This is a genomic window from Janthinobacterium sp. SUN137, assembly GCF_030587265.1.
GTDB classification, from domain to species: Bacteria; Pseudomonadota; Gammaproteobacteria; order Burkholderiales; family Burkholderiaceae_D; genus Janthinobacterium; species Janthinobacterium kumbetense.
This window is the reverse complement of record NZ_JAPWHZ010000004.1, coordinates 116,174-140,493: the sequence shown is the minus strand read 5'-3', so window position 1 is coordinate 140,493 and position 24,320 is coordinate 116,174. Positions and strand designations below refer to the sequence as shown.

The 24,320-nt window shown below is 63.1% G+C and carries 16 protein-coding genes; 5 read left to right on the top strand and 11 right to left on the bottom strand.

Features of this window, described 5'->3' with window-relative positions; all coding sequences use genetic code 11:
* Positions 1-153: 153 nt before the first annotated feature.
* Complete coding sequence (putA, locus tag O3298_RS21040) at positions 154-3,807, bottom strand: trifunctional transcriptional regulator/proline dehydrogenase/L-glutamate gamma-semialdehyde dehydrogenase (protein WP_305060467.1); 3,654 nt, start codon at positions 3,805-3,807, stop codon at positions 154-156.
* 206 nt (positions 3,808-4,013) lie between these two features.
* Here putA and O3298_RS21035 point away from each other — a divergent pair, with 206 nt between their 5' ends.
* Both O3298_RS21035 and O3298_RS21030 read left to right on the top strand, forming a co-directional pair.
* Complete coding sequence (locus tag O3298_RS21035) at positions 4,014-4,469, top strand: Lrp/AsnC ligand binding domain-containing protein (protein WP_010393827.1); 456 nt, start codon at positions 4,014-4,016, stop codon at positions 4,467-4,469.
* A 204-nt stretch (positions 4,470-4,673) separates the two neighbouring features.
* A complete protein-coding gene (locus tag O3298_RS21030; RefSeq protein ID WP_305060466.1) occupies positions 4,674-6,233 on the top strand; it encodes a methyl-accepting chemotaxis protein in 1,560 nt (519 codons plus the stop codon).
* Positions 6,234-6,283: 50 nt separating this feature from the next.
* Here the strand turns inward: O3298_RS21030 and O3298_RS21025 are convergent, their stop codons facing one another.
* On the bottom strand, positions 6,284-7,264 hold the full coding sequence (locus tag O3298_RS21025; RefSeq protein WP_034783859.1) for a LysR family transcriptional regulator: 981 nt from the start codon (positions 7,262-7,264) through the stop codon (positions 6,284-6,286).
* Between the two features lie 192 nt (positions 7,265-7,456).
* Between O3298_RS21025 and O3298_RS21020 the strand changes: the two genes are divergently transcribed.
* A complete protein-coding gene (locus O3298_RS21020; RefSeq protein WP_034752641.1) occupies positions 7,457-7,762 on the top strand; it encodes a hypothetical protein in 306 nt (101 codons plus the stop codon).
* Positions 7,763-7,828: 66 nt separating this feature from the next.
* On the opposite strand, the gene O3298_RS21015 is transcribed toward O3298_RS21020, so the two are convergent.
* The 5 genes from O3298_RS21015 to O3298_RS20995 all read right to left on the bottom strand — a co-directional run bounded on the left by O3298_RS21015 (position 7,829) and on the right by O3298_RS20995 (position 11,075).
* The gene (locus tag O3298_RS21015) at positions 7,829-8,437 is read right to left on the bottom strand and encodes a chalcone isomerase family protein (protein ID WP_251349599.1); all 609 of its coding nucleotides are present in this window, start codon (positions 8,435-8,437) and stop codon (positions 7,829-7,831) included.
* Between the two features lie 112 nt (positions 8,438-8,549).
* A complete protein-coding gene (locus tag O3298_RS21010) occupies positions 8,550-8,816 on the bottom strand; it encodes a YfhL family 4Fe-4S dicluster ferredoxin (protein ID WP_077398358.1) in 267 nt (88 codons plus the stop codon).
* A gap of 14 nt (positions 8,817-8,830) precedes the next feature.
* On the bottom strand, positions 8,831-9,328 hold the full coding sequence (gene coaD, locus O3298_RS21005; protein ID WP_034752633.1) for a pantetheine-phosphate adenylyltransferase: 498 nt from the start codon (positions 9,326-9,328) through the stop codon (positions 8,831-8,833).
* Positions 9,329-9,440: 112 nt separating this feature from the next.
* The gene (gene rsmD, locus O3298_RS21000; RefSeq protein WP_289906005.1) at positions 9,441-10,100 is read right to left on the bottom strand and encodes a 16S rRNA (guanine(966)-N(2))-methyltransferase RsmD; all 660 of its coding nucleotides are present in this window, start codon (positions 10,098-10,100) and stop codon (positions 9,441-9,443) included.
* Positions 10,101-10,169: 69 nt separating this feature from the next.
* Positions 10,170-11,075: a DUF6279 family lipoprotein gene (locus tag O3298_RS20995; protein WP_305060465.1), complete on the bottom strand. Its 906-nt coding sequence runs from the start codon at positions 11,073-11,075 to the stop codon at positions 10,170-10,172.
* A 25-nt stretch (positions 11,076-11,100) separates the two neighbouring features.
* Here O3298_RS20995 and glmU point away from each other — a divergent pair, with 25 nt between their 5' ends.
* Positions 11,101-12,477 carry a bifunctional UDP-N-acetylglucosamine diphosphorylase/glucosamine-1-phosphate N-acetyltransferase GlmU gene (gene glmU, locus O3298_RS20990; protein ID WP_305060464.1) on the top strand — a complete coding sequence of 459 codons (1,377 nt, stop codon included), beginning with the start codon at positions 11,101-11,103 and terminating at the stop codon, positions 12,475-12,477.
* Between the two features lie 433 nt (positions 12,478-12,910).
* Here glmU and O3298_RS20985 read toward each other — a convergent pair whose 3' ends face one another.
* From O3298_RS20985 to O3298_RS20975, 3 genes are all read right to left on the bottom strand, one after another.
* A complete protein-coding gene (locus O3298_RS20985) occupies positions 12,911-14,581 on the bottom strand; it encodes a ShlB/FhaC/HecB family hemolysin secretion/activation protein (protein ID WP_305060463.1) in 1,671 nt (556 codons plus the stop codon).
* Positions 14,582-14,615: 34 nt separating this feature from the next.
* Positions 14,616-20,333, bottom strand: coding sequence for a YDG domain-containing protein (locus tag O3298_RS20980; protein WP_305060462.1), 5,718 nt, complete (start codon positions 20,331-20,333; stop codon positions 14,616-14,618).
* A 329-nt stretch (positions 20,334-20,662) separates the two neighbouring features.
* Positions 20,663-22,669 (bottom strand): sensor histidine kinase, encoded by a 2,007-nt coding sequence (locus tag O3298_RS20975; RefSeq protein WP_305060461.1) that lies wholly within the window; start codon positions 22,667-22,669, stop codon positions 20,663-20,665.
* Between the two features lie 80 nt (positions 22,670-22,749).
* Here O3298_RS20975 and O3298_RS20970 point away from each other — a divergent pair, with 80 nt between their 5' ends.
* On the top strand, positions 22,750-23,448 hold the full coding sequence (locus O3298_RS20970; RefSeq protein ID WP_305056458.1) for a response regulator transcription factor: 699 nt from the start codon (positions 22,750-22,752) through the stop codon (positions 23,446-23,448).
* A gap of 314 nt (positions 23,449-23,762) precedes the next feature.
* Here O3298_RS20970 and O3298_RS20965 read toward each other — a convergent pair whose 3' ends face one another.
* Complete coding sequence (locus O3298_RS20965) at positions 23,763-24,236, bottom strand: Lrp/AsnC family transcriptional regulator (RefSeq protein WP_305060460.1); 474 nt, start codon at positions 24,234-24,236, stop codon at positions 23,763-23,765.
* Between the last annotated feature and the right edge of the window lie 84 nt (positions 24,237-24,320).

The window sequence follows — 24,320 nt, the reverse complement described above, 5'->3', positions numbered from 1 at the left end:
GCGTGCATAAAAAAAGGGCAGAACCACTGGTTCCGCCCTTCTTATTTCAATAAAGGAGCCTGAAAAATGTTCAGGGCTAGGCGCCTTGCCGCAGGCAGTACGAATGTACGGCCAGGCAAGGCAACAACGCCATGGACTTTTTCTCGGGTTCCTTTAGACGCTGAGCATCATCAGACTGGCGTTACCGCCGGCCGCCGTCGTATTCACGCACAGCGCCCGCTCAGCGACCAGGCGCCACAGGGGGATGACACCCTCTTGCGTGGTGGCGATGGTGCCCACCAGGGCCCCTTCCCGTGCCGCCAGCAGTGGTTTGAGCTGGCCATCGAGGCAAGGCTCGATCATGGCGATCTGGAAATCATGCTTGACGGACTCCAGGCTGCTGACGACCTGGATGCGGTCCTTCAGCGCGGCCGGCAAGTCGCCGGGGATCAGATCCGGCGCTTGCGCCAGCACGAGGGCCTGGTTACCGGTGGCCAGCACGGCTGCCAGCTGGTTCATCAGCGTGCCGGACGTTGCTGCCGCGCACAGAATCGTGCCGCGCGCGGCAAAGCTCAGGGTATTGCGCTCGCCCGTCGGGCCTGGCAATACGGTGGTGCTGCCCAGCAAGGTGGTGCGTGCATAGTCCTGCGCCAGTTGCTGCACCTGGTCGTGGCCATGCATCTTCGCCCACACGGTGAGCGCATCGAGGGCCGGCGGCGCCTGGCGCTGGTGCTGCGCGCCGGCCGGCGCATTGCGCTGCAAGCGTTTCAGGTACAAAGGGCCGCCCGCCTTGGGGCCAGTGCCGGACTTGCCCTCGCCGCCGAACGGTTGCACGCCGACGACGGCGCCCACGATGTTGCGGTTCACATAAGTATTGCCCACGTGCGCGCGCTTCGTGATGAAGTCGATGGTTTCATCGATGCGCGTATGGATGCCCAGGGTCAAGCCGTAACCGCTGTCATTGATCGATTGCACCAGTTGCGGCAGTTCGGACCGCTTGTAGCGGATCACGTGCAGCACGGGGCCGAAGACTTCCTGCGTCAATTGCGCCAGCGACTTGATTTCCAGCACGGTCGGGGCGACAAACGTGCCTTTGACGGTCGGCAAATCGAGCGAATAATGGTCGATGGCCATGGTTTTCATCTTGTTGATGTGCGCCAGCAAGTTACCTTGCGCTTCCGCATCGATGACGGGACCGATATCCGTGGCCAGGCGGTCAGGGTTGCCAACGCGCAATTCCTGCATCGCGCCCTTGAGCATGTGGATGGTCTTGTCGGCGATTTCCGTTTGCAGGAACAGCACGCGCAAGGCCGAGCAGCGCTGGCCGGCGCTGTCGAAAGCGGACGACATCACATCCTGCACCACTTGCTCCGGCAAGGCGGACGAATCGACGATCAGGGCATTCTGGCCACCCGTTTCGGCGATCAGGGGAATATCGATGCCTTCGGCCACGGCACGCGCGGTCAGGTTGCGGTTGATCAATTGCGCCACTTCCGTCGAGCCCGTGAAAATCACGCCTTTGACGCGCGTGTCATTGCACAGGCCGGCGCCGACGATCTCGCCGCTGCCGGGCAAGAATTGCAGCGCGCCGCGCGGCACGCCCGCCGCATGCAGCAATTGCACGGCGCGGTGGGCGATCAGCGGCGTTTGCTCGGCCGGCTTGGCCAGCACCACGTTCCCCGCCGCCAGGGCGGCGGCCAGCTGGCCCGTAAAGATGGCCAATGGGAAATTCCACGGGCTGATGCAGGTAACGGGTCCCAGCGCCAGGGTATTCGGCGCGTGTTCCACCTGCGCCGCGTAGTAACGCAGGAAGTCGACGGCTTCGCGGATTTCCGCGATCGCGTTCGGCAGGGACTTGCCCGCTTCGCGCACGGCCAGTGCCATCAGCTCGATATGGTGTTCCTCGAACAGGTCGGCCGCGCGCAACAACGCTTGCGCGCGGAGCGACGGTTCCGTCGTTTGCCAATCCATGGCGTACGCGCTGGCGCTGGCCAGCGCCGTTTCCACGTCGGCCGGACCGGCTTCCATGACCTTGCCCACGACGTCGTCGTGCTGGGCCGGGTTGTGCAGCATGTGCGTGGGGCCGTTCAGGCTGACGGCGCCATCGATCAGCGGCGCCGCCTGCCACGTCTGTTGCTGCGCCAGGCCCGTGGCCAGGGTGCGCAAAGTGTCTTCATTCGACAGGTCCAGGCCGGCCGAGTTCCTGCGTTCGCTGCCAAACATGTCCAGCGGCAATGGAATCGACGGGTGCGGCAAGCCGCCCTGCAGGCGCGCCTGTTCCAGCGGATCGCGGATCAGGCTATCGATGGCCACGCTTTCGTCGACGATCTGGTTGACGAAGGACGAGTTGGCGCCGTTTTCCAGCAGGCGGCGCACCAGGTAGGCCAGCAGGGTTTCATGCGAGCCGACAGGGGCGTAGATGCGGCACGGCTTGTCGAGGTTGTCGGGGCCGACGACCTGGTCGTACAGGGTTTCGCCCATGCCGTGCAGGCACTGGAATTCGTAGTCGGTAATGCCGTCGCGTTTCGCCCAGGTGTAGATGGTCGACAGGGTTTGCGCGTTATGCGTGGCAAACTGTGGATAGATCAGGCTGCTGGCCGCCAGCAGTTTTTGCGCGCACACGAGGTAAGAGACGTCCGTGTAGACCTTGCGCGTGTAGACGGGATAGCCTTCCTGGCCGTCGACTTGCGCGCGCTTGACTTCCGCATCCCAATACGCGCCCTTCACCAGGCGCACCATGAACTTGCGGCCGCTGCGGCGCGCCAGGTCGATCAGGAAATCGATGGCGAACGGGCAACGCTTCTGGTACGCCTGCACCACGTAGCCGATGCCGTCGAAGCCGGCCAAATCTGTATCAAAGGCAAGTGCTTCCATCAGGTCGAGCGACAGTTCCAGGCGGTCCGTCTCTTCCGCATCGATGTTGAAGCCGATGTTGTACTGTTTGGCCAGCAACAGCAGCGCTTTGACTTTTGGCAACAATTCTTCCAGGACGCGGGCGCGCTGGGCGCGGCTGTAGCGCGCGTGCAGGGCCGACAGTTTCACGGAAATGCCGGGGCCGTTGCGGATGCCGCGGCCGTTCGAGGCTTTGCCGATGGCATGGATCGCCGTTTCGTACGAGGCGTAGTAGTTGGCCGCGTCCTGCTGCGTCAGGGCCGCCTCGCCCAGCATGTCGTACGAGTAGCGGTAGCCGCGCGTTTCGTTGTCGCGGCTGTTCTTCAACGCTTCCTCGATGGTCTGGCCCGTCACGAACTGGTTGCCCAGCATGCGCATGGCCAGGTCGACGCCCTTGCGGATCAGCGGTTCGCCGCCTTTGGCGATGAGCTTGGTCATGGCCGAACCGAGGCCCGATTCGCTGCTGGTACTGACCAGTTTGCCCGTGATCAGCAAGCCCCAGGTGGCCGCGTTGACGAACAGCGACGGCGATTCGCCCAGATGTTTCTTCCAGTCGCCCTTGCTGATTTTGTCGGCGATCAGGCGGTCGGCCGTTTGACTGTCGGGTATACGCAACAGCGCTTCAGCCAGACACATCAATGCAACACCCTCTTCCGACGATAGCGAGAACTCGTGCATCAGTGCATCGACGCCGGAGGCGCGTGTGCGTTTTTGGCGCACGTTCGAGACCAGGCGGTGCGCCAGGGCTTGCCCTTCGGCTATCGTTTCGGTGCTGCTGGGGCGGACTTGTTGCAACAGCCACTGCACGGCGGAAACCTCATCGCGCCTATAGGCGGCGGTGACGGCGGCGCGATGTGGTGTCGCTTCGGGCAGGATTTCTGCCTGGAACGCAGCAAAAGGAATCGGGGTAAAAGCCGAGGGGCCTGCAGGGTGCATAAGTGCTCTTTACAAGGAAAAGGGGACGAAAACTGACGTAATTCTTGCTCTTTTTTGGTGCAAAAAAATACAGAAAGTCGGACGTTAAGATGATTCGATTGTAAAGGGGATTCTTATGGATTAATTCTGGTAATACAGGGGACTAGCAATAGATAGTTTTTGATGCGACAATTTAACCAAATAATATTAATTTGGGGGTGATGGTAATGCTGGACAAGATCAGTAAGAAAATCTTGATGGAATTGCAGAGCGATGGACGCATCAGCAATGTGGAGCTGGCCGCGCGCGTGAACCTGTCGCCGGCCGCCTGCCTGGAGCGCGTGCGCAAGTTGCACGAATCCGGTTACATCATGGGCTATACGGCCCAGTTGAACCCGCAGCTGCTCGACGTCTCGCTGCTGGTGTTCATCGAAGTGGTGCTCGATCGCACGACACCGGAAGTGTTCGACGCCTTCAAGCATAGCGTACAAATCATTCCAGAGGTACTGGAATGTCACATGGTGGCCGGCGGTTTCGATTACCTGGTCAAGGCGCGCGTCAAGGACATGGCCGCCTACCGCGAATTCCTGGGCAAGACGCTGTTGCAGAAAGGTGTGCGGGAAACCCACACTTATGCCGTCATGGAAGAGGTCAAAAACACGACCAAATTGCCAATTAAGTGACCCTGGTGTAGCCGCCCCACTTTTCTGATTGAGCTATCGGAACAAATGTTGTAGGGTAGAACTACAATTCTGCTATCCGGTAGCCGCCTGAAACGCCGCGCAGACGGTCACTTCAGGGTGCAAAGTGGGCAATCGTGCCCACCCGCATACGGTTACGGCACGTCCCTTTCGCGGGACGTGACGGGTTCGCGCAGCGGGGGACAAATGAAGCAGTTGCAGCATCAGCTGGTGCGTTTCTTTGTATTCACGATCCTGGCCATGGCCGTCGCCTGTTGCCTGGCCTATCTGTTGTTGCTCTCGGGCGGCGACCATCCCTATCTGATTGCCTGCGTGGCCGCCGCCATCGGCGCCGCGCTGCTGGCGTTTGCCGGCCGTCCGCGCGGCGAGCCGGGCTTGCACCAGTTCGCCGACACGGTGGGCAACGCCATCGATGCCATCATGATCGGCGCGGCGGAAACCTCGTATTTTGTCGATTCCGTCAAACAGAAGGTGGAACTCGATGTCCGCACGGCCAGCGACATTGCCGACAGTTCCGTACAAAATGCCGCGATGACGGAAAAGATCGCCGCCAATGCGGAACGGGCCGCCAAGGTGGCCGCCGGCGTGCGCGTGGAAAGCGTGGCGGCGCGCGCCGAAGTGGACCAGGGCTTGCAGCGCATCAATAACGCACGCGAGGAAGCGCAAGGCGCTTCCAGCAACATGCTGAGCTTGCAGGAAAAATCCAAACGCATCACGGGCTTTACGGAAGCCATTTCCGATATTTCCGCGCGCACCAACTTGCTGGCGCTGAACGCCGCCATCGAGGCGGCGCGCGCCGGCGAACATGGGCGCGGTTTTGCCGTGGTGGCCGGGGAAGTGCGGCAATTGGCGCAGCGCACCAAGGAAGCCTCCGATGAAATCAGCGTGATGGTGCGCGAAATCAATGAACAGTCGGAAAAAGCCGCACGCGGCATGAGTTCGCTGGCGGCCGGCGTGACGGAAGCGGCGCGCAATGTGCAAAGCGTGCACGCCTCGCTCAGCCATATCGAGCAGTCATCGGGCGAGTCCGAGGACGAGATCGGGCAAATCGCCCGCGCCTCGCGCGAACACGTCGAGACGACGCAAGTGATCGCCGACGCCATCCTGCAAATCCGCGACAGCATGCTGTCGACGAATGCCGAATTGCCGCGCGCCACGCAATCGGCCATGGCCCTGGCCGAGCGGGCCGAAGTGATCGCCGGCGCCCTGGGCGAATCGAGCGTGGCCACGCCGCACGACGAGATCCGCGAGGCGGCCCAGCGCGCCGCGCGCGACGTGGGCAAACTCTTCGAGCAAGCGATCGCCTCGGGGCGCATCACGCGCGACGCCCTGTTCGACCGCCATTACCGCCCCATCCCGAATACCGATCCGCCCAAGCACAACACGAAATTCGACGCGTTCACGGACAAGGTGCTGCCCGACTTGCAGGAAGGCGTGTTGGCGGCATTGCCCCACCTGGCGTATGCGGGCGCCGTCGACAACAATGGATATTTTCCAACGCACAACAAGAAGTTTTCCCAGCCGCTGACGGGCGATTACGCCACCGATATCGTGAATAACCGCACCAAGCGCGTCTTCAGCGACCGCACGGGCAAGCGCTGCGGCAGCAACACCAAGGCGTTCCTGTTGCAGACCTATAAACGCGACACGGGCGAAGTCATGCACGATTTGTCCGTGCCCATCCACGTCGAGGGCAAGCACTGGGGCGGTTTCCGGATCGGTTACAGGTCCAGCAGCCACGCATAAAAAAAACGCCTGATGAGATATCAGGCGTTTTTTTTGTCCTGTCGCAAGCCTTACTCGACGTGCGGCTTGGGCGCCACGCCGCCGCCGGCCGCCGTGGCCGTGCGCAGGGTGGGCGTGTTCATGCTTTCCAGGTGGTTGCGCAGCCATTTGTGGGCGGGGCTGCGGGCGTCGCGCTCGTGCCACAGCATGTCCAGGTGGACGGCTGGCAAGGTCAACGGCAAATCCTTGTACAGCAGCGATTCCGTCATGCCCGTCGAGGCGATCAAATGGCGCGGCAAGACCGTGATCAGGTCGGAATTGGCGACGACTCTTCCGGCCGTGAAGAATTGGTTGACCGTCAACAAGATGCGCCGTTCGCGGTGGATCTGCGACAGCGCCTCGTCGATCAAGCCATGCGCGCGGCCGGAAAAGCTCACCAATAAATGGTTGGCCGCGCAGTAGTTATCCAGGGTCAATTCCTTGTCGGCCAGCGGATGGCCGCGCCGCATCACGCACACATACTTGCCGGAATACAGGCGCTCGTGGCGGATGGGCGAACCCGTTTCACTCGACAATTGCGCCGCCACGCCGGGAAAAAAGCCCACGGCCAGGTCGATGTCGCCGCGCAGCAGCATGGGACGCGGTTCGCGCGTGGTCAGCGGCATCATGCGCACGTTGACGCCGGGCGCTTCCCGTTCGATCGAGCGCATCAGCGAAGGCAGCCAGAACGCGGCCGTCGCATCGGCCATGGCCATGCGGAAAGTGGCATGTGTTTTCGACACATCGAAGGTTTCCGGCGTAACAGCCGCTTCCAGGCTGGCCAGGGCCGAGCGCACGGACGGCCACAGCGCTTCGGCGCGGGGCGTGGGTTTCACGCCATAGGCCGTGCGGATCAGCAATTCGTCACCGAGGCTCTCGCGCAGGCGTTTGATGGCGTTCGATACCGCCGGCTGCGTCATCGCCAGGTGGCCGGCTGCGCGCGTCAGGTTTTGTTCCGTCATGACGGCGTCGAAAACACGCAGCAAGTTCAGATCCAGCGTCAGAAAACTCATGGAAAGCCCAAGATAAAAGTTGAATTGATTACTTAAGAGTGTAAACCGCGCCGGGCACGAATATTTTCACTCGTAAAAAAATATTACAGTTTTCCATTCACGATTCATATAATTGGTATCAAGAAATGGAATTAGATTTATATGTTGCACTGCACTATAGTACTGTCAAATTCTATAATGCACTGGAACACTATGTCTACCTTCGCCTCCGCCCTGTACGCAGTATCCGCACCCGTGCTGGAGATTTCCCTGCTGAACGCCCTGCAACTCGTGCTGGTGATCGTCGCCGTGGGCGCCTTCGCCCTGCTGTTCAAGCCTTTGCTGGTGGGCATCGCCCGCGCCATGATGCTGGTGGTGCGTCCCAAGCTGAGCCGCGAAGAGCGCCTGGCGCGCCAGCAGATGCGCGAAGCGCAAGCCTTGAAACGCACGCTCGGCAAGATGGATGGCGTATCGCCAAGCAATGCCGCCGAATTGCGCGCCCTGTCGACGCGTGCGTGAGCGAGCAACTGTTGCAGAATGACAAGCCGGCCTGCGCCGGCTTTTTTTACGCCTGCCGCCAGCCGATTACGCCATGTCGCCCAGCAAATGCGCGCGCAACATGGTGTCGGCCGGATGGGCACCTATCCAGATTTTCAGCAGCGCATTATAGAAAGCCAGGTCCGGTACCGTGTCGCCCACCTGCTTGCCGTTCAGTTTGCACAACGTTCCCTCTTCCGGCAGCCAGTCCACGGTGAGAATGTCGCCCTTTTTCAGGCCGGGCACCATTTCGAACATGGCGCCGAACTGCATCGTCTGGCTCAGCAGGCGCGTGCGGTCGGCCTGGTCGGAGCTGCGCTTCAAGCCCTGCATGAAGGCTTGCCCCAGCTCGTCGGAAGTGATGTCGCGCAGCATGACGATTTCCAGGCGGCGCGGCCCGGGCAGCGCCAGGATGTCGGCCAGCTGGGTTTTCTTTTCCGGCAGGTACAGCGCGATCGTGTACACCTTGAAGATGACCTTGTAGCGCACACCGGCGCCGTTGAGTTTTAATTCGCGGCTGGCCAGCTGCACCGTGTCGTCCAGCTTGACGCCGCCCACCTCGACGGCGAGCGCTGGTCGTGCCACGGCGGCGCACAGGCTGGCGCACAGGCAGGCGGTGGCCAGGGAGCGGCCCAAACGGGATGTGCTTATTTGCATCTTCTACCTCCGTGGAAACCATGGGCTGTGGATAAGTCAGCACACAGTGTAGAACAGTTGGCAGAAGCTGGCGCCACGCAGACGTGGCCCGGAAGTGGCGCGGAAGAAAAGCTCAGGCTTTGGCGGCGGGCAGTTCCGCCTGCAGGCGTTCGTACTTGGCCATCAATTGCTCCGGGCTTTCGCGCCAGGCGGGATTGAAGGGGATGCAGCTGACGGGGCACACTTGCTGACATTGCGGCTCGTCAAAGTGGCCCACGCATTCGGTGCACTTGTTGGGATCGATTTCGTAGATTTCCGCGCCCATGTAGATTGCGTCATTCGGGCACTCGGGCTCGCAAATGTCGCAATTGATGCATTCGTCGGTGATCAGTAATGCCATGATTTCACTCTTACTTATTGCGATGAGGCAGCGTTGGCGGCAATCTTGTTTTGCAGCCAGCGGTTCACCGAGGGGAAGACAAACTTGGAGACGTCGCCGCCCAGCGCCGCGATTTCGCGCACGATGGTGCCCGAAATAAACTGGTACTGGTCGGATGGCGTCAGGAACATGGTTTCGACATCGGGCAGCAGGTAGCGGTTCATGCCCGCCATCTGGAATTCGTATTCGAAGTCGGAGACGGCGCGCAAGCCGCGCACGATGACCCGCGCTTCATGCTTGCGCACGAAATCCTTGAGCAGGCCGGAAAAGCTTTCCACTTGCACATTCGGATAGTGGCCGAGCACTTCATTGGCGATTTCCAGGCGTTCGTCGAGCGAGAAGAACGGTTGCTTGTTCTTGCTGTCGGCCACACCGACGATCAGCTTGTCAAACAGACCCGATGCGCGGCGCACCAAATCTTCATGACCGCGCGTGAGCGGATCGAATGTTCCTGGATAAACGGCTACAACCATTGCGGCTCCCTGACGATGCACCAATATAGACGCGCATTATGCCTGAAATTGGTGACCACCTTGGTGTTGCGCCTCGGGCCAGGGAGCCTTTTTGCCTCATTTATAGGCAGATTCAGGCAGTTGCCGGCACTTTGTTGTAAGTTAGCAAATGATAATAAACGGTGCCCGCCTTGTCGGCGCGGATGACTTCCCACGGCGCCATCCACTCCGGTTTTTCCAGGGCGCTGGTTGCATCGAAGACGAGCGGCAAGCCCGATTCCGCATACACCATGCCGCCTTCCTTGAGCAGGTTGGCGCACAGTGGCAACACTTTCGCGAGGAAATCCTGCTGGTAGGGCGGATCGAGGAAGATCAGGTCGAAACGCTGGCCGCGCGATGCCAGGCCTTGCGCCGTCAGCAAGGCATCGCCGCGCAGCAGCTGGACATTGTCGGCGCGCAATTTCGTCTTGTTTTCTTCCAGCTGGCGGATCACGGGCGTATGGGTGTCGACCATGGTGACGGCGGCGGCGCCGCGGCTGGCCGCCTCGAAGCCGAGCGCGCCGCTGCCGGCGAACAGGTCCAGCACCTGGGCATCGGTCCAGTCGCCGTCGCGCAAGTGGTTGATCCAGTTAAACACGGTTTCGCGCACGCGGTCCGGTGTCGGGCGCAAGCCCAGTGCCTGCAAAACAGGCAGCACGGAGCGCTTCCACTGGCCGCCGATGATGCGCACCTGGTTCGGTGGCGGCGCGTGGTGGACGGGGACTTTGGCGGGTTTCTTTATTTTCTTTTGCATGGGTATTTCTTCAATTCGATGGCGGCCACTATAGCATATGGCCCCCTCCCCCCTGCTGGCGCTGCCTGGCTATTTGGCTTGCGTGGCGAGGGAATTGAAATCGTCGATCCAGCCCTGCATGCGCTTGACGGCATGGGTTTTTTGCGTGGGCGTGGCGATCTTGATCACCGTCATGACCATCTGCGCCGTGCTGCTTTCGTAGGCATCGAAGAAGGCCTTGCGCTCGGAATGCTCGAGGCGCTCGAAACTGTCCTTGATCAGGGTGTTGATCAAGGTCACGGTGGCTTCCTTGCCGAGTTTTTCCTGGTGAACTTTCTTGACCAGGCTCAACACGTTCTGCTGGCGCCGCATGCGTTCGTCGAGCCAGATCTCGTTGTTCAGCGGACGCGCATCGGACGCCTTGCGGATGAGGGCTTCCTGCTCGCTGCTGAAGCTGCCGAACCACAGTTCGAATTGCTCCATGGCTTTCTTGTAGCGCAGTTTCTGGCGCTTCTCCTGGTCGCCGCTCAGGTATTTCTTGCGGTAATCCTCATTGTTCGACTTGAACTTCTTTTCCATCTGCGCGATCTGCTCGGGCTTGAGCGAGCGCGCCAGGTCGGCCAGCTCGGGCGCCGCCTTCAGCAACAGCGCCTGGGTGCGCTGCTTGATCTCGCTGTAATCCGCCAGCAGGTCCGCCTGCGTGGCATTGCCTTGCAACTGCTTCTGGCCCGTGCGCAGGATTTCCACGTAATCCTTCAATTGCGTCTTGCGGTGCCAGTCGAACAGCTTGTCGATATCGTCGCGCACCCAGCCCTTCTGGTCGCGGTCCAGGTCGACATACGCGTTCAGCCACCAGTACAGCACGGTATCGCCATTGTTGTAGGCCAGGCGCAAGCCGCTGCAACCGGCCATGACGACGAGCAGGATGGCCAGTAAGGCATACGTCAAGCGGCTGGAAGACGTGGAAGACGGGGCCTGCGTGTTAAACTTTTTCATATTCTTAACTTATAAAAGACGGTCTATGAACGTTGTCATTCTCGCTGCCGGTATGGGCAAACGCATGCAGTCGGCACTGCCCAAGGTATTGCACCCGTTGGCGGGCAAGCCGCTGTTGTCGCACGTCATCGACACGGCGCGCGGCCTGGCGCCGTCCCGATTATGCGTGATTTACGGGCATGGGGGCGCAGCAGTGCTGAAGTTGCTCGACGGCTACAAGGTGAACAATGGCGTGCAGATCGACGCCGCCGAGCAGGCGCAGCAGCTGGGCACCGGCCATGCCGTCCAGCAAGCGCTGCCTTTGCTGGATGACAGCGTGCCGACCCTGATCCTGTACGGCGACGTGCCGCTGACCAGCGCCGCTTCCCTGCAGCAACTGGTGCAGGCGGCCGGCAAGGACAAGCTGGCCATCCTGACCGTGGAACAGGACGACCCGTTTGGTCTCGGCCGCATCGTGCGCGAGCACGGCGCCATCGTGCGCATCGTCGAGGAAAAGGATGCGACACCCGCCGAGCGCGCCATCCGCGAGATCAACAGCGGCATCATGGTCGCGCCCACCGTGCAGCTCAAGCAATGGCTGTCGGCCTTGTCGAATGACAATGCCCAAGGGGAATACTATCTGACCGATATCGTCGCCCAGGCCGTCGCCGATGGCGTGGCCGTCACTTCGGCCCACCCGGCCGCCGTGTGGGAAGTGGCGGGCGTCAACAGCAAGGTGCAGCTGGCGCAATTGGAACGCATCCACCAGAACAATATCGCGCAAGCGCTGCTGGAACGGGGCGTAACCCTGCTCGATCCGGCCCGCATCGACGTGCGCGGCGAACTCATTTGCGGCCGCGATGTCACCATCGACGTCGGCTGCGTGTTCGAAGGCCGGGTGGAACTGGGCGACGGCGTGCGCGTGGGCGCCAACAACGTCTTCATCAACGCCACGGTGGCCGCTGGCGCGCACATCAAGCCCTTCTGCCATATCGAGGACGCCATCGTCGGCGCCGCTTCCATCATCGGCCCCTACGCGCGCCTGCGCCCGGGTACGGTCCTGGCGGAAGACGTGCACATCGGCAACTTCGTTGAAGTGAAAAACAGCCAGATCGCCGCGCACAGCAAGGCCAATCACCTGGCCTACATCGGCGACGCCACCATCGGCTCGAAGGTCAACATCGGCGCCGGCACGATCACCTGCAACTACGATGGCGTGAACAAGTTCCGCACGGTCATTGAAGACGACGCCTTCATCGGCAGCGACAGCCAACTGATCGCGCCTGTCACCGTCGGCAAGGGCGCCACCCTGGGCGCGGGCACGACCTTGTCGAAAGATGCGCCGGCCGGCAAGCTGACCGTGTCGCGCGCGCGCCAGGTGACCATCGATGGCTGGACGCGCCCCGTGAAAATCAAGAAGTAAGCGGCGCAGTCAGCCCTTGCACACAGGCAGGCCGCATGGCCTGCCTTTTTTGTATGTGGATAACTCTGTGGGCAAGCCACTGCACAAGTGGCGCATAAGCCTGTGTGCAAGCCTGCGCATAAGCTGTTGGCAAGTTTTCCAATCTGGCCCGCCATGCGCTTGTCGCTGCCTTTTCCGCTGATTCCAGTGGCTTGCCAGCGATGTAATCGCCTTTTCCTGTTGATTGTGGATAACTCTGTGTGTAAGCCTGCGGATAAGCGCTGGATAGCGTAGGTACAAGTGGGGATAACTGCAGTTTTGCCACCTGCTTCCCGGATATTGCTGTGGGTAAGCCTGTGGAAAAACCGTGCACAGACGGTGGATAGCTGGTGGGTAAGTCTTGCGTTGGATCAAGCAACAGCCGAAAGTCGGACTTCCGGCTGTTGCCGCCGCATCAGAAGCGGCGATTGAGTTCGACCCACAGGCGGGCCGAACTGCGCGCCGCCAGCAGGACGGGCGTGCCGCCGATGGGCTTGGCGACGTACGCGCGGGCATTCCACTGCTGCCCGTCCGCCCAGTTCACGCCCAGTCCGGCGCCGTGCAGGCGCGCGCTGTTCGGGCCCGGCGTCCAGCGCTGCTGGTTCACCGTCACGCGCGCGCTGTCGACGAAGGCCACGGCTTGCCATTGTCCCGCGTCGCCGGCGCTCAGTTCATGCCGCCATTCGGCGCTGCCGAAATAGCCGAGGTCGCCAGCTGCCGCGCCCACGTCATACGCGCGCACCGTGTACGGGCCTCCCACGCTCATCTTTTCGGAGGAATCGAGATTGCTGTCCGCCCACTGTCCCGCGAAGGCCAGGTACACGGCGTTGCGCTGGTCCAGGTTTTGCAGGCGCGACAGGTTGACGTTCCATTTCGCAAAATTGCCATGGCTGCGTGCGCTGAAGGCATCGTTCAGGCGTGTCAGCGGGTCGCTGATGTCGAGCTTGCCAGCCGTCGCGGCCACGCTCCAGCTGGTGATGGCGCCAGCGAAGGCCGCATCGCGCGCGTCGCCGCCCAGGGTGGCGCTCAGGTTATCCAGGCGGCGGTCGCTGCGCATGGCGCTGGCGTCGATGCGGTCGCGCAAGTGCACCTGGTCATATTGCAGCTGGATCGACATGTTCGCATCGCGGCTGCGCAGCAGCGGATGGCGCATCCAGGCACTGGCGACCTGAGCCGTGCCATGTGCGTGCAGCGGGCGCATGGTGCCTTCCAGGCGGTAGCGCAGGGCGGACATGGCCACCCCGGCGCGCGTGCCGGCGCCGTTCAGCAGCAGGTCATAGCCGAGCCGCGCATACGACATGCCCGTGCCCGAGCTGAGCACGCTGGCGCTGGCCACGTCGCCCTGGTGCAGCGGGTTGTACAGGTACACGGTGGCGCCAAGGCGGGCGCGGCCCGTGTAGCGGTTGCCATTGTTGTCGAGGAAGGCAGCGCCAGCCATGCGAGGACCGGACCAGGCATCGACCAGCAGGTCGGAGCCGCCCACTTCGGCGCCGGGCGTGAGCGTGGCCGTGATGGCGACATTCGGTATGTCGGACAGCAACAGCAAGCTGCGGTCGAGTTCCGCCTGGCTGATGGTCTGGCCCGTTTGCAGCGGCGCCAGCGTGGCGTGCAGCAAGGCGTCGCTGACGTCGCTGCGGTTGTCGATGCCCACCTTGCCGTAGCGCGCCTCGAGCACGTCGATGCGCACGATACCCTGGCGGATGGTTTGGGCGGGCACGATGGCGCGCGCCAGCGGATAGCCATGGGCGCGGTAGTAACTGGTGATGCGGGCCGCCAGTTCTCCCAGTTGCTCCAAGGACAAGGTCGTGCCATGGGCGTTGGCGACGAGCGCCTGCAAGGTGGCCGTATCGAACGCGCTGTTGCCGGCGATGTCGATCTGCGTGACGAGAAATGGCGCGCTGGCGGGCAGCGGCGCGCCCTCTTTCTGTTCGATGCGCAGCGCCGGCGCGCCGGGAGCAACATTGGCGGGCGTGGCTGGCTGCAACTGGCGCAGGATGGCGCCCGCATCGGGCACGACCGGGGTGGTTTGTGCTACGGCGCATGGCGCAAAGGCCAGCAGCAGCAGGGACAGCAACGGTTGTTGCATCAGGTGTCGCGGAGTCAAGGAATGAGTCATGGTGTTATTGATTTACGTTAAGCATGTTGGCGGGCAGCTTGACGCCGCCCAGGACGACTTGCAGGGCCGGGCCGCGGCTGCCGATCTGCATGCTGGTGTTTGGCAAGGCATTGCTGGCGGCGGCAGTGCCGGCCGGGGCATCCGTCTGCGTGACGGTGATGGTGGGCGCGGCGGCCAGCGTGCCGGGACGCGTGTCGGCAAAGCTGCCCAGCACTTGCGCCTGCAGTTGCACCACGGCTGCCTGGGCCGGTGGTGGCAGGCTGGCCGACTTCAAGGTCAGCGCGCCGGCATTGCCCTCGGCTTGCACGAAGGCATAGTCGTTTGAAGCCAGGCCGCTGCCCATGATGGCGTAGCTGCCGGCCGGACTGCTGGCCGTGGCCGGGCTGGTCCAGGCCAGGGCGCCGCTGGTGGCGTCCGCCAGGGTGTCGCTGCCCAGCAGGCCGCTGACCTTGCCGCTTAACTGTTCTGGCGTGCGGCCACCCGTCAGGCTGGTGGCCGTGGCCGTCAACAGCAAGCTGGCCTTGGCAATATCGGCGGTGATGTTGCCCGGTTGCACGAGTGCATAGTTGCCCGCATCCGCACCCTGCAAGGTGTAGCCATCGACGATGACGGTTTTCCCTGTTCCGGCGTGCTTGTCGGCAAAGCGAGCAGTGCCGCCGGCCACGCTCAATTGGTCGTCGCCCAGCGCCAGCACGGTGGCCTTGCCCGTCAGGGTGGCGGCCGTGGTGGCGTCATAGATTTTATTTGCCGCACCCACGCCGCTCACGGTGACGCTGGCCTTGCCGATGTCGGCCGTGACCTTGCCTGGTTGCACGAGCACATAGTTGCCCGCATCGGCGCCGTGCAAGGCAAAGCCGTCGAGGGTGACGGTCTTGGCGCTGCCGGCGTTCTTGTCGGCAAAGGATGCGCTGCCGCCGGCGACGCTCAATTGGTCGTCGCCCAGCGCCAGCACGCTGGCCGTGCCTGTCAAAGTGGCGGCCGTGGTGGCGTCATACACTTTATTTGCCGCACCCACGCCGCTCACGCTGGCAGTAGCTTTACTGATGTCGGCCGTGACCTTGCCCGGCTGCACGAGGTCATAGTTGGCCGCATCCGCGCCTTGCAGGGCAAAGCCGCTCAGGGTGACGGTCTTGCCCATGCCGGCGTTCTTGTCGGCAAAAGATGCGCTGCCGCCGGTCACGCTCAATTGGTCGCCGCCCAGCGCCAGCACCTTGGCCTTGCCCGTCAGGGTGGCGCCGGTCGTCGCGTCATACACCTTGCTTGCGGCGCCCACGCCGCTCACGCTGACAGTAGCTTTACTGATGTCGGCCGTGATGTTGTTCGGCTGCACCAGCACATAGTTGCCCGCATCCGCGCCTTGCAGGCTGTAGCCATCAACGATGACGGCCTTGCCCTGGCCTGCGTTCTTGTCGGCAAAGCGGGCCACGCCGCCGGCTAAGCTCAGCTGGTCGCCGCCCAGCGCTTGCACGGTGGCCTTGCCCGTCAAGGTGGCGCCGGTCGTCGCGTCATACACCTTGCTTGCGGCGCCCACGCCGGCGACGGTGACGCTGGCCTTGCCGATATCGGCCTTTACGTTACCCGGTTGCACGAGGACATAGTTGGCCGCATCCGCGCCCTGCAAGACAAAGCCGCCGAGGGTGACGGTTTTGGCGCTGCCCGCGTTTTTGTCGACAAAATGCGCATTGCCGCCCGTCAGGCTGAGCTGGTCGTTGCCCAGCGCCTGGACCTTGGCCGTGCCTGTCAGGGTGGCGCTGTTCGTGGCGTCATACACTTTATTGGCCACGCCCGCATCCTGCACTGCCAGTGTGGCCTGGGTGATGGTGGCACGGTGCTGGCCACCTTCCAGCGTGTAATTGTCCGCCAGGCCACCCTGGCCGTCCGCCAGCGTCAGGCTACCGTTGTTGATGTGCTTGTTTGCGCCGACGTTCTTGTTATCGAGGCTGCCATTCCCGGACAGGGACAGACTTTCGCCGTTGACCAGCCCGTGCATGGTCAACTGGCCGGCAGCCATGCTGGTGCTGGCGTCATAGGTGCGCATGCCATCGAGCGTGATAACGGCGCGCTGGATCGTCAGCGGCCCTGCCATCATATTGATGTCATAACCTTGCTGGCCGGAGTACGCGTAATTGTCCAGGGCGTTATAGCTGCCGGCATCGCGCATGGCGCCATACAAGCCATTGTTGCTGTAGAGTATTTTCCCGGATTCGGCGGCGCCGGCCAGCGAATAGCGGGCATTGACCAAGCCGCCGGAGTAGCTCTTGCCATCGTAGGTCTTGCTGATGGCGTCGGCGTTGATGGTCAGGGCCGTCAGGAAGCTGCGCAGCAGCGGCGTGCTCTGGCCTGCATAGATACGCCAGACGGCGTGGCTGCCACCGCTGGTCGCCATGTCCCAGCCATCGAAGCTCGATGGCGAGCGCAGCTCTGTGTCGCTCAGACCCCGCACATTGGTCAATGTGCCCTCGTTTTCGCTGACGCCCGGTGCCGTTGGCGAATTCTTCCAGAAGCTGTTGCTGATCACGCCCGCATTGCTGCCGACCAGCGCGCCCGTGCTGGCATTGCCTTGCACCTCGCCCGTGGCGTAGCTGTTGCTGACGCTATCGGTGGCGCGGGAACTAAAACCGAGCAAGCCGCCCACATCGCGGTCGCCGCTGACCTTGCCGCTGGCGTAGCTGTCGGCGATGGTGCCGCTCTTGTTGTAGCCGACCAGGCCGCCGGCATTGTCTTCGATTGCCGTGATATTGCCGCTGGCATAGCTGCCGCTGACCTGGGCGATGGCGCCGTCATAGCCGCGGTTGTCGCCCACCAGGCCGCCGACATTGCGCAAGCCGCTGGCGTCGCCCGTGGCATAGCTGCCCGTGACGCTACCGCTGTTGCTGCCAGCCAGGCCGCCTACGCGGTCCGCGACGCCGCTGACCTTGCCGCTGGCGTGGCTGGCGCTGATGGTGCCGCCGTAGTTTTCACCCACCAGGCCGCCGACATTGTTGTCGCCGCTGACCGTGGTGCTGGCATGGCTGTTGCTGACCAGGCCTGCGTTCGAGCCGACCAACGCGCCGACGGCGAAATTACCCTTCACGCTGCCGTCCAGCAGGCCGATATTGCTGATGAGCGAGCCTGGGTTCGTGTAGCCGATCAGACCCACGTAATCGTACGTCGGCCGGTCGATGGTCAGGCCGCTGACGGTGTAGCCGCGGCCGTCCAGGCTACCCGTGAAGGGGTGTGCCTCGCTGCCGACGGGCACGAAGCCGGCAGCTGTCCAGACATCCTTGCCGCCTGCCGTACCGGCCGCGTTGATGTTACTGCCCAGCACATACGCCGTGCCCGGCGCCATGGCCATCAATTGCAGCTGGTGGGCATTCTGGATGGTGGTCGCATACTCGGATGCCAGCATCGGATACGTGGCGCCTGCCGCGCCGCCAGCATTGTTCAAGCCGCCATCCACGCTGACCAGCACCCAGTTGTTGCCTGGCGCGCCAGGCGTGGTGGTGAAATTGAATCCCGTAAAACTGCTGGCCGTGCGCATTTGCGCATCCGTCAAGCCAGTGCCGCCATCCGAGCTGGCCTGGCCAGTGCCGCTGATGGACCAGAAACTGTTGCTGACCTTGTTGGAGTAGGCATTACTGCCTATCAGGCCGCCGACGCCGCTGCCGCCACTGGTGAGGACCAGGCGGCCCGTGGCGAAGCTGGTGTCGACACTGCCCCAGTTGATGCCAATCAGGCCGCCGATATAAGTCTGACCCGCCACGCTTCCCGTGGCATAGCTGTTGCTGATGCTGCCGTTATTGCTGGCGACCAGGCCACCTGTCTGGGCCTGGCTCCTGACGGTGCCGGTGGCGTAGCTATTATCGATGCTGCCATTGTTGCGCGCCACCAGACCGCCGCTGACGGAGTAGCTGTCGACGTCGAGCGCAGCATAGCTGTTGCGGATGGTGCCTGCGTTTGTGCCGACCAGGCCGCCGGCTACATACGTGGCCCAGATACTGCCGCCATTCAAGCCCACATTCTGGATCAGGGCATCCTTGGTGGTGATGGAAAACAGGCCGCTGCCCTGGTTGCGCGAGGCTCGCATGCTGAGTTGATTGATCGAGTGGCCGAGCCCATCGAACACGCCGCTAAAACCCGTGTCGCCGCCCAGTGGCGCGAAGCCAACGCTCCAGCCGGCCTGCCAGCTGGCTGCGGCGGAGGCGTCGATATTTGCACCCAGCACATAATTGCCATTCAGCTTGCCGTTAATGCCTTGCAAGTCAGTGCCAGTGACGCTGCCGGCTGCTCCCAGGGTGGTAATCACCGTGTAGCCGGTGCGCACGCCGTCCGCACCCAGTTTGGTGCTGAAGTTTTGCCCGGCGGGCAAACTCACCTGCGCGCCGTTGCCCAGCTGATACACGGCCGTGTTGCCGGCAGCGGCGGCGCCCTGGCCGTATTCCAGCGCCAGGCTGGCCGTGCCGGAACCGTTCAGGTTGGCGTTGATATTGATGTTGCGCTGCGCATTCAAGGTCAGTTCATTGGCCGACCAGCTGACCTGGTCGTTGACGTGCACGTCGCCGGCCGTGCCGTGGCTGCCTTGCGTGCTCTGGATCACGACATTGCCGTTGCGCAAATTGGCCGTCAGGGCGGCGCCGCTGATGTCGCCGCCGCTGGCGGCGATGGTGAAGTCGACGGGGTCGATCAGCCAGGTGCCGGCGCGGCCCTGGGCAGCGGCCGTGCTGATGCGAGTATCGTTGCCGATCTTCACGTGGGCGGCGCTCGTTTCGATGAAGCCGCCATTGCCGCCCGCGGGGGCGCTGGCGTCCAGGGTGCCGCTCACATGGGTGGTGCCGGCGGTCATGCCGCCGAGCAAGACGATGCTGCCATCGCGCTGTTCCACGCTGCGCGCCTCGATGACGCCGGTGTGGTTGACGACGCTGGCCAGCAGCGAATCGCGGGCGCCTGCGCTCATCAGCACCTGGCCGCCATCGGCGCGGATCAGGCCGCCGTTCTCGGCCAGGTTGTTCAGGGTGCTTTGTTCGATGCGCAGTTGCAGCAGGCGCGCGCCGTCAAAGCTCAGGGTGGCGGCGCTGCCGGCGCCCAGGGCGACCGTGCCCAGGCGGGCCGAGATGGCGCCCTGGTTGCTCACTTGCCGGCCCAGCAGGGCGACATAGCCGCCATCGGCCGCGTGCAGCATGCCTTCATTGACGACCTTGCCAGTACCTTGGCCGCCGAACGCGTGTTTCGAACCGCCCAGGCTGGCGCTGTCGACGTCGAGCGTCGAAGCCACCAGGCCGCCCACGTTGACTTGCGCGCCGCGGCCGAACAGCACGCCGTTCGGATTGATCAGGTACACCTGGCCATTCGCGTTGACTCTGCCGAGGATCTGCGTGCCGTTGCTGTCGAAGATGCGGTTGACGGCCAGTGCGCTGGTCGAAGGCTGGACGAAGTTGACGGTTTCCTTGGCGCCCACGTTAAAACTGTTCCAGTTCAGCGCGGCCTGCGCGCTGCCCTGATGGATGGTGGTGGTGCCGCCCTGCTGGCTGATGCTGGCCGTGCCGCTCACCACCTGCCCGCCCGTGGGCGCGGCCTGCGCCGGTCCTCCCAGCGCCAGCGCCGTCATGGCGGCCGCTGCCGCGGCCAGTTTGCGGCGGCTGCCCTTGCCGCGCCCGCGCGACGTTTCCGCGACGGCGACCCAGGCGTTCAAGACGTGGCTCCAGACGAGGCGGTAGATGTGGTTCAACGATCCGTGACGGTGCATGCGATGTCCTTGTTGATTTGAATAGGGAGACGCCCGCGCGCCTGCGGACCTGGCCGGGCTGGCGCGAGCGGGAAATGGGGAAAGAACGGGTCAGGAAAGCGGCGCGAACAAGGAGAGGCCGGTGAGGTGGCTGGCGAGTTGGTTGCGGTGCATGTTTTCCCTGTGCTGTGCGTGGACGGCGTCCGTTGCGGCTTTTGTTGCTTTTTTAAATATAAACGTTATAAAAAGCTACAAAGATTTCTGAACGGAAAGATATCAGAACGGGGAAATTTAAAATTGAGCAAACCTGAGCGATTCCCGACTGATTTAGTCGGGAATGCGCGCAGTCGTCAGACGGGTAGGCGCAGGGCGAAGCTGATGGTGCCGTTGTTGCCGGCGCTGGCCAGTATTACCTGACCGCCGTGCAATTCGGCGATGCGCTGCACCAGGTACAGGCCCAGCCCGGCGCCGGGCTTGTGCTGGGCGATGCGGCCACGGAAGTATTTCTGGAACAGGCGCGGGATTTCATCGGCGGGCAGCGGCTCGCCTTCGTTGCTGACGGCGATCTGCACGCGGCCGTCCTCGAGCGTGCCGGCCTGCACGCGGATCGCCAGGGCTTGCGGCGCGTGCCGGTCTGCATTGCTGAGCAAGTTGCGCAGCGCCACGCGCAGCAGGCTGGCGTCCACCACGGCGCTGGCGGGCAGCGCCTGCACGCTGGCCTCGATGCGGCCCGGTGGCCATTCGGCCAGCACGGCCGTCAGCAGCGCGGGCAAGTCGCATGGCAGGGGCCGGAAGGTTGCCGCGCTCGTTTCCATGCGGTCGGCGCTCAGGTATTCATCCACCAGCGCCGTCATGCGGCCGCTCGCTTCGCGCAGGTTCTGGCAGCGTTGCAGGGTTTTGTCCCGCGGCGCGTCCGTGTTGCGGGCAATTTGCTGGGCCGTGGTATTGATGATGGCCAAGGGCGTGTGGAATTCATGCGACACCATGGCAACGAAATCCTGCTGCTCTTCGCGGGTGCGGGTTTCCACTTCCAGCGCGGCGCGCAATTCGCCTTCCAGCACGGCGCGCCGGCCGATTTCCTGCCGCAGCGCCACGGTGCGCAGTGCCACCTGCTCTTCCAGCCGTTCATTCAGGGCGCGCACGGCACTGACGGCCTCCGCCTGTGCCCGGTCCTTGGCGCGGCGCAATTCGGCGTAGCGGCGGTTGAGGCGCAGGCTCATCAGCATCATGTGCACGAAGGCGCCCAGGGTGGCCGCATGGTTGGTCCAGAAGTTCGGCGGCACGATGGCCATATTGCGCAGGAAACTGATCACCACGCCCGCGTAAAAGATGCCGAAGATAAACAGGAAAGCGTGCGCCGGACGATGCCCGCGCAGCGCCAGCCAACTGGCCAGGGCGATGAACAGCACGATCAATGGCAAGGCCGTCATTTGCACGACGAGCACGCCGGCGGCATAGTCGCCGTGCAGCACCAGCAACGCCCCGCACAGCGCGGCAGCGGCCGTCAAACCCACCACGACGCGGCTGAAACGGGGATACAGGGCGGGCAGTTCCAGTTGCAATGTGGAAAAACGCGCGCCGACGGCGATGGACATCGCCATCGACACGCCCAGCATGGGATCGGACAGCCAGTTCGGCATGGTGAAGATTTGCTGGGGAATGGCGATCGTCAGCGCTTCCGTCGTGGCATTCGTCAGCACGTACAGCAGATACCAGCCGCTGTGGGCTTCGCGCGTCATGCGCCAGAAAAAGATATGGAACAGGATCAAGAGCAAATAACTGCCGAACTGCAAGCCGTAGTACAGGTATTCGCGGCGCGAAGCGTTGTCGAAGGCATCGCTGGGCAGCAAGGTCAGCTCCGTCGACATGGCCTTTTTGCTGTGCAGGCGCACCAGCCAGCGCTGCGGCGTATCGGCTTGCAGGCGCAGCGGAAACACCACCTGGCGCGCATCGATGGGCCAGTTGCCGCGCGCCACGTCGGCGCCCGCTTCCTGCAAGACCCAGTGGCCTGCCGCGTCCCAGCGGTACAGCCGCACGTCGTCGAGCACGGCGTTGCTGAAACGCACGACCCATTCATCGGGGGAGGCTGCCGCGCGCGTGACGTCCAGGCGCAGCCAGACGGCGTCCTGCGTGTAACCGGCGCTGACGGCGCCGGGCAAGGTGCGCCAGCCTGGCGCCGCCAGTGCCGCATCGGGCCCCAGCCGGCCCGTGGCATCGCGCAGCATCTGGAGGTGGCCGCTGGCGGACACGGGCTGCCCGCTGGCCGGCAGCAGCAGCGGCGCAGGCGCGGCAGCTGCAGGTGCAGCATGGGGGAACAGGGCGGTGAAGAACAGGCAAAGGGCGAGCAGGATTTTCATGGCGAGGCAGCTTACCACGGCCAGCATGGGAGTCAGAAAGACAACTTCCCGGCCCCACGGCGATCGGTTATCCTTGCGCCATGTTGAACCTCATCCTGCTTGAAGACGAAGCCGTGCTGCGCCACGAGTTGACCGAGTTTCTCGGTGATTGCGGCTACCGCGTCAGCGCCGTGGCCGACCTGGCCGCCTTCCACGCCTGCTACGCACCGGCCGTGCACCGCATTGCCATCATCGACCTGGGCTTGCCCGATGGCGAAGGCATGGTGCTGGTGCGCGCCTTGCGCGCGCAGGGGCAGCCCATCGGCATCGTCGTGTTTACGGCGCGCGGGGCCACGCAGGACAAGGTCAACGGACTGGGCGGTGGTGCCGACTATTACCTGCCGAAGAGCGCCGACCTCGATGAGCTGGCCGCCACCCTGGGCGCGCTGGCGCGGCGCCTGGGTGCGCCGCCTGCCGACGCGCCGCCGCCCGCCACGGCCTGGGTGCTGGAACTGGGACCGCGCCGCCTCTTGCCGCCCGGCTGCGGCGCTATTGCGCTGTCGCAACAGGACGTCACCGTGCTGCACGTGCTGATGGCCGAGCCGGAACGCATCGTCAGCCGCCAGCAGATCGTGCAATCGCTGGGCGAGGATTTTCTTACCTACGACCAGCGCCGCCTGGACACCCAGATCAGCCGCTTGCGCCGCAAGGCGGAACAGGCGGCGGGCCTGGCCTTGCCCATCAATACCGCCCGCAACGCCGGCTACCGCTTCTTTGCCGAAGCGGAAGTGCGCCCCTGAGTTTACCGTCTGCCGCCACGGACAGGCTGTGGATAAGCCTGTCGATAACTTGGCGAGTAACTTGTTGGCAAGCTGTGTGCAGCCGGTGCACAAGTCAAGCTGGCAGTAGCTTGTGTACTCTTTGCATGCCGGTGCGGCACCGTCGCGGGCCGCCTGACGCTGCTTCCCCGCGCATCCCTTGCTCTGTTGCCATGGCTTGATCGCGTCATGCTTGTGCATAAGCCTGTGGGCAAGTACGGCATAAGCGGTGGAAAAGCACCGTATAAGTGTGTGGGCAAGCGGTGTGCAAGCGGTGGATAAATGAAAGTCAAAGATCACACGGCGATGCGCGTCTCGAATTTGCTGCGGAACGTGGAAAAATAGCTTTTCACGTTGCGCACATTCGCGTGCGCGGCAAACAGGCGGTGCGCCAGCGCGTGATAGGCGGGCATGTCGGCCACCTGCACCATCAGCACGAAGTCGGGGCCGGGCGAGACGCGGTAGCATTGCAGCACGGCCGCTTCCTGCGCCACGAGCTGCTCGAATTCCGCCATGCGTTCCGCCGCCTGCACGTCGAGCGTGATTTCCACGATGGCCGTCAGACGCGCGCCCACCAGTTGCGGCGCGACGATGGCCACTTGCCGTTCGATGACGCCGCTTTCCCGCAAATGCTTGACCCGCCGCAAACAGGTGGGCGCCGAAACGTGCACCGAGCGCGCCAGCTCACTGTTGGTTTGCGATGCATCAATTTGCAAGGCGTTCAGGATGCGACGATCGATCTCGTCGAGGGTAATGTTGCTATCGCTCATGGTTTTGATGAATTGGAAAATAAATTGATTCTAAATGAAATAATATTTCATCACAAAATGAGTATGAAATATTCGGTCAAAAAT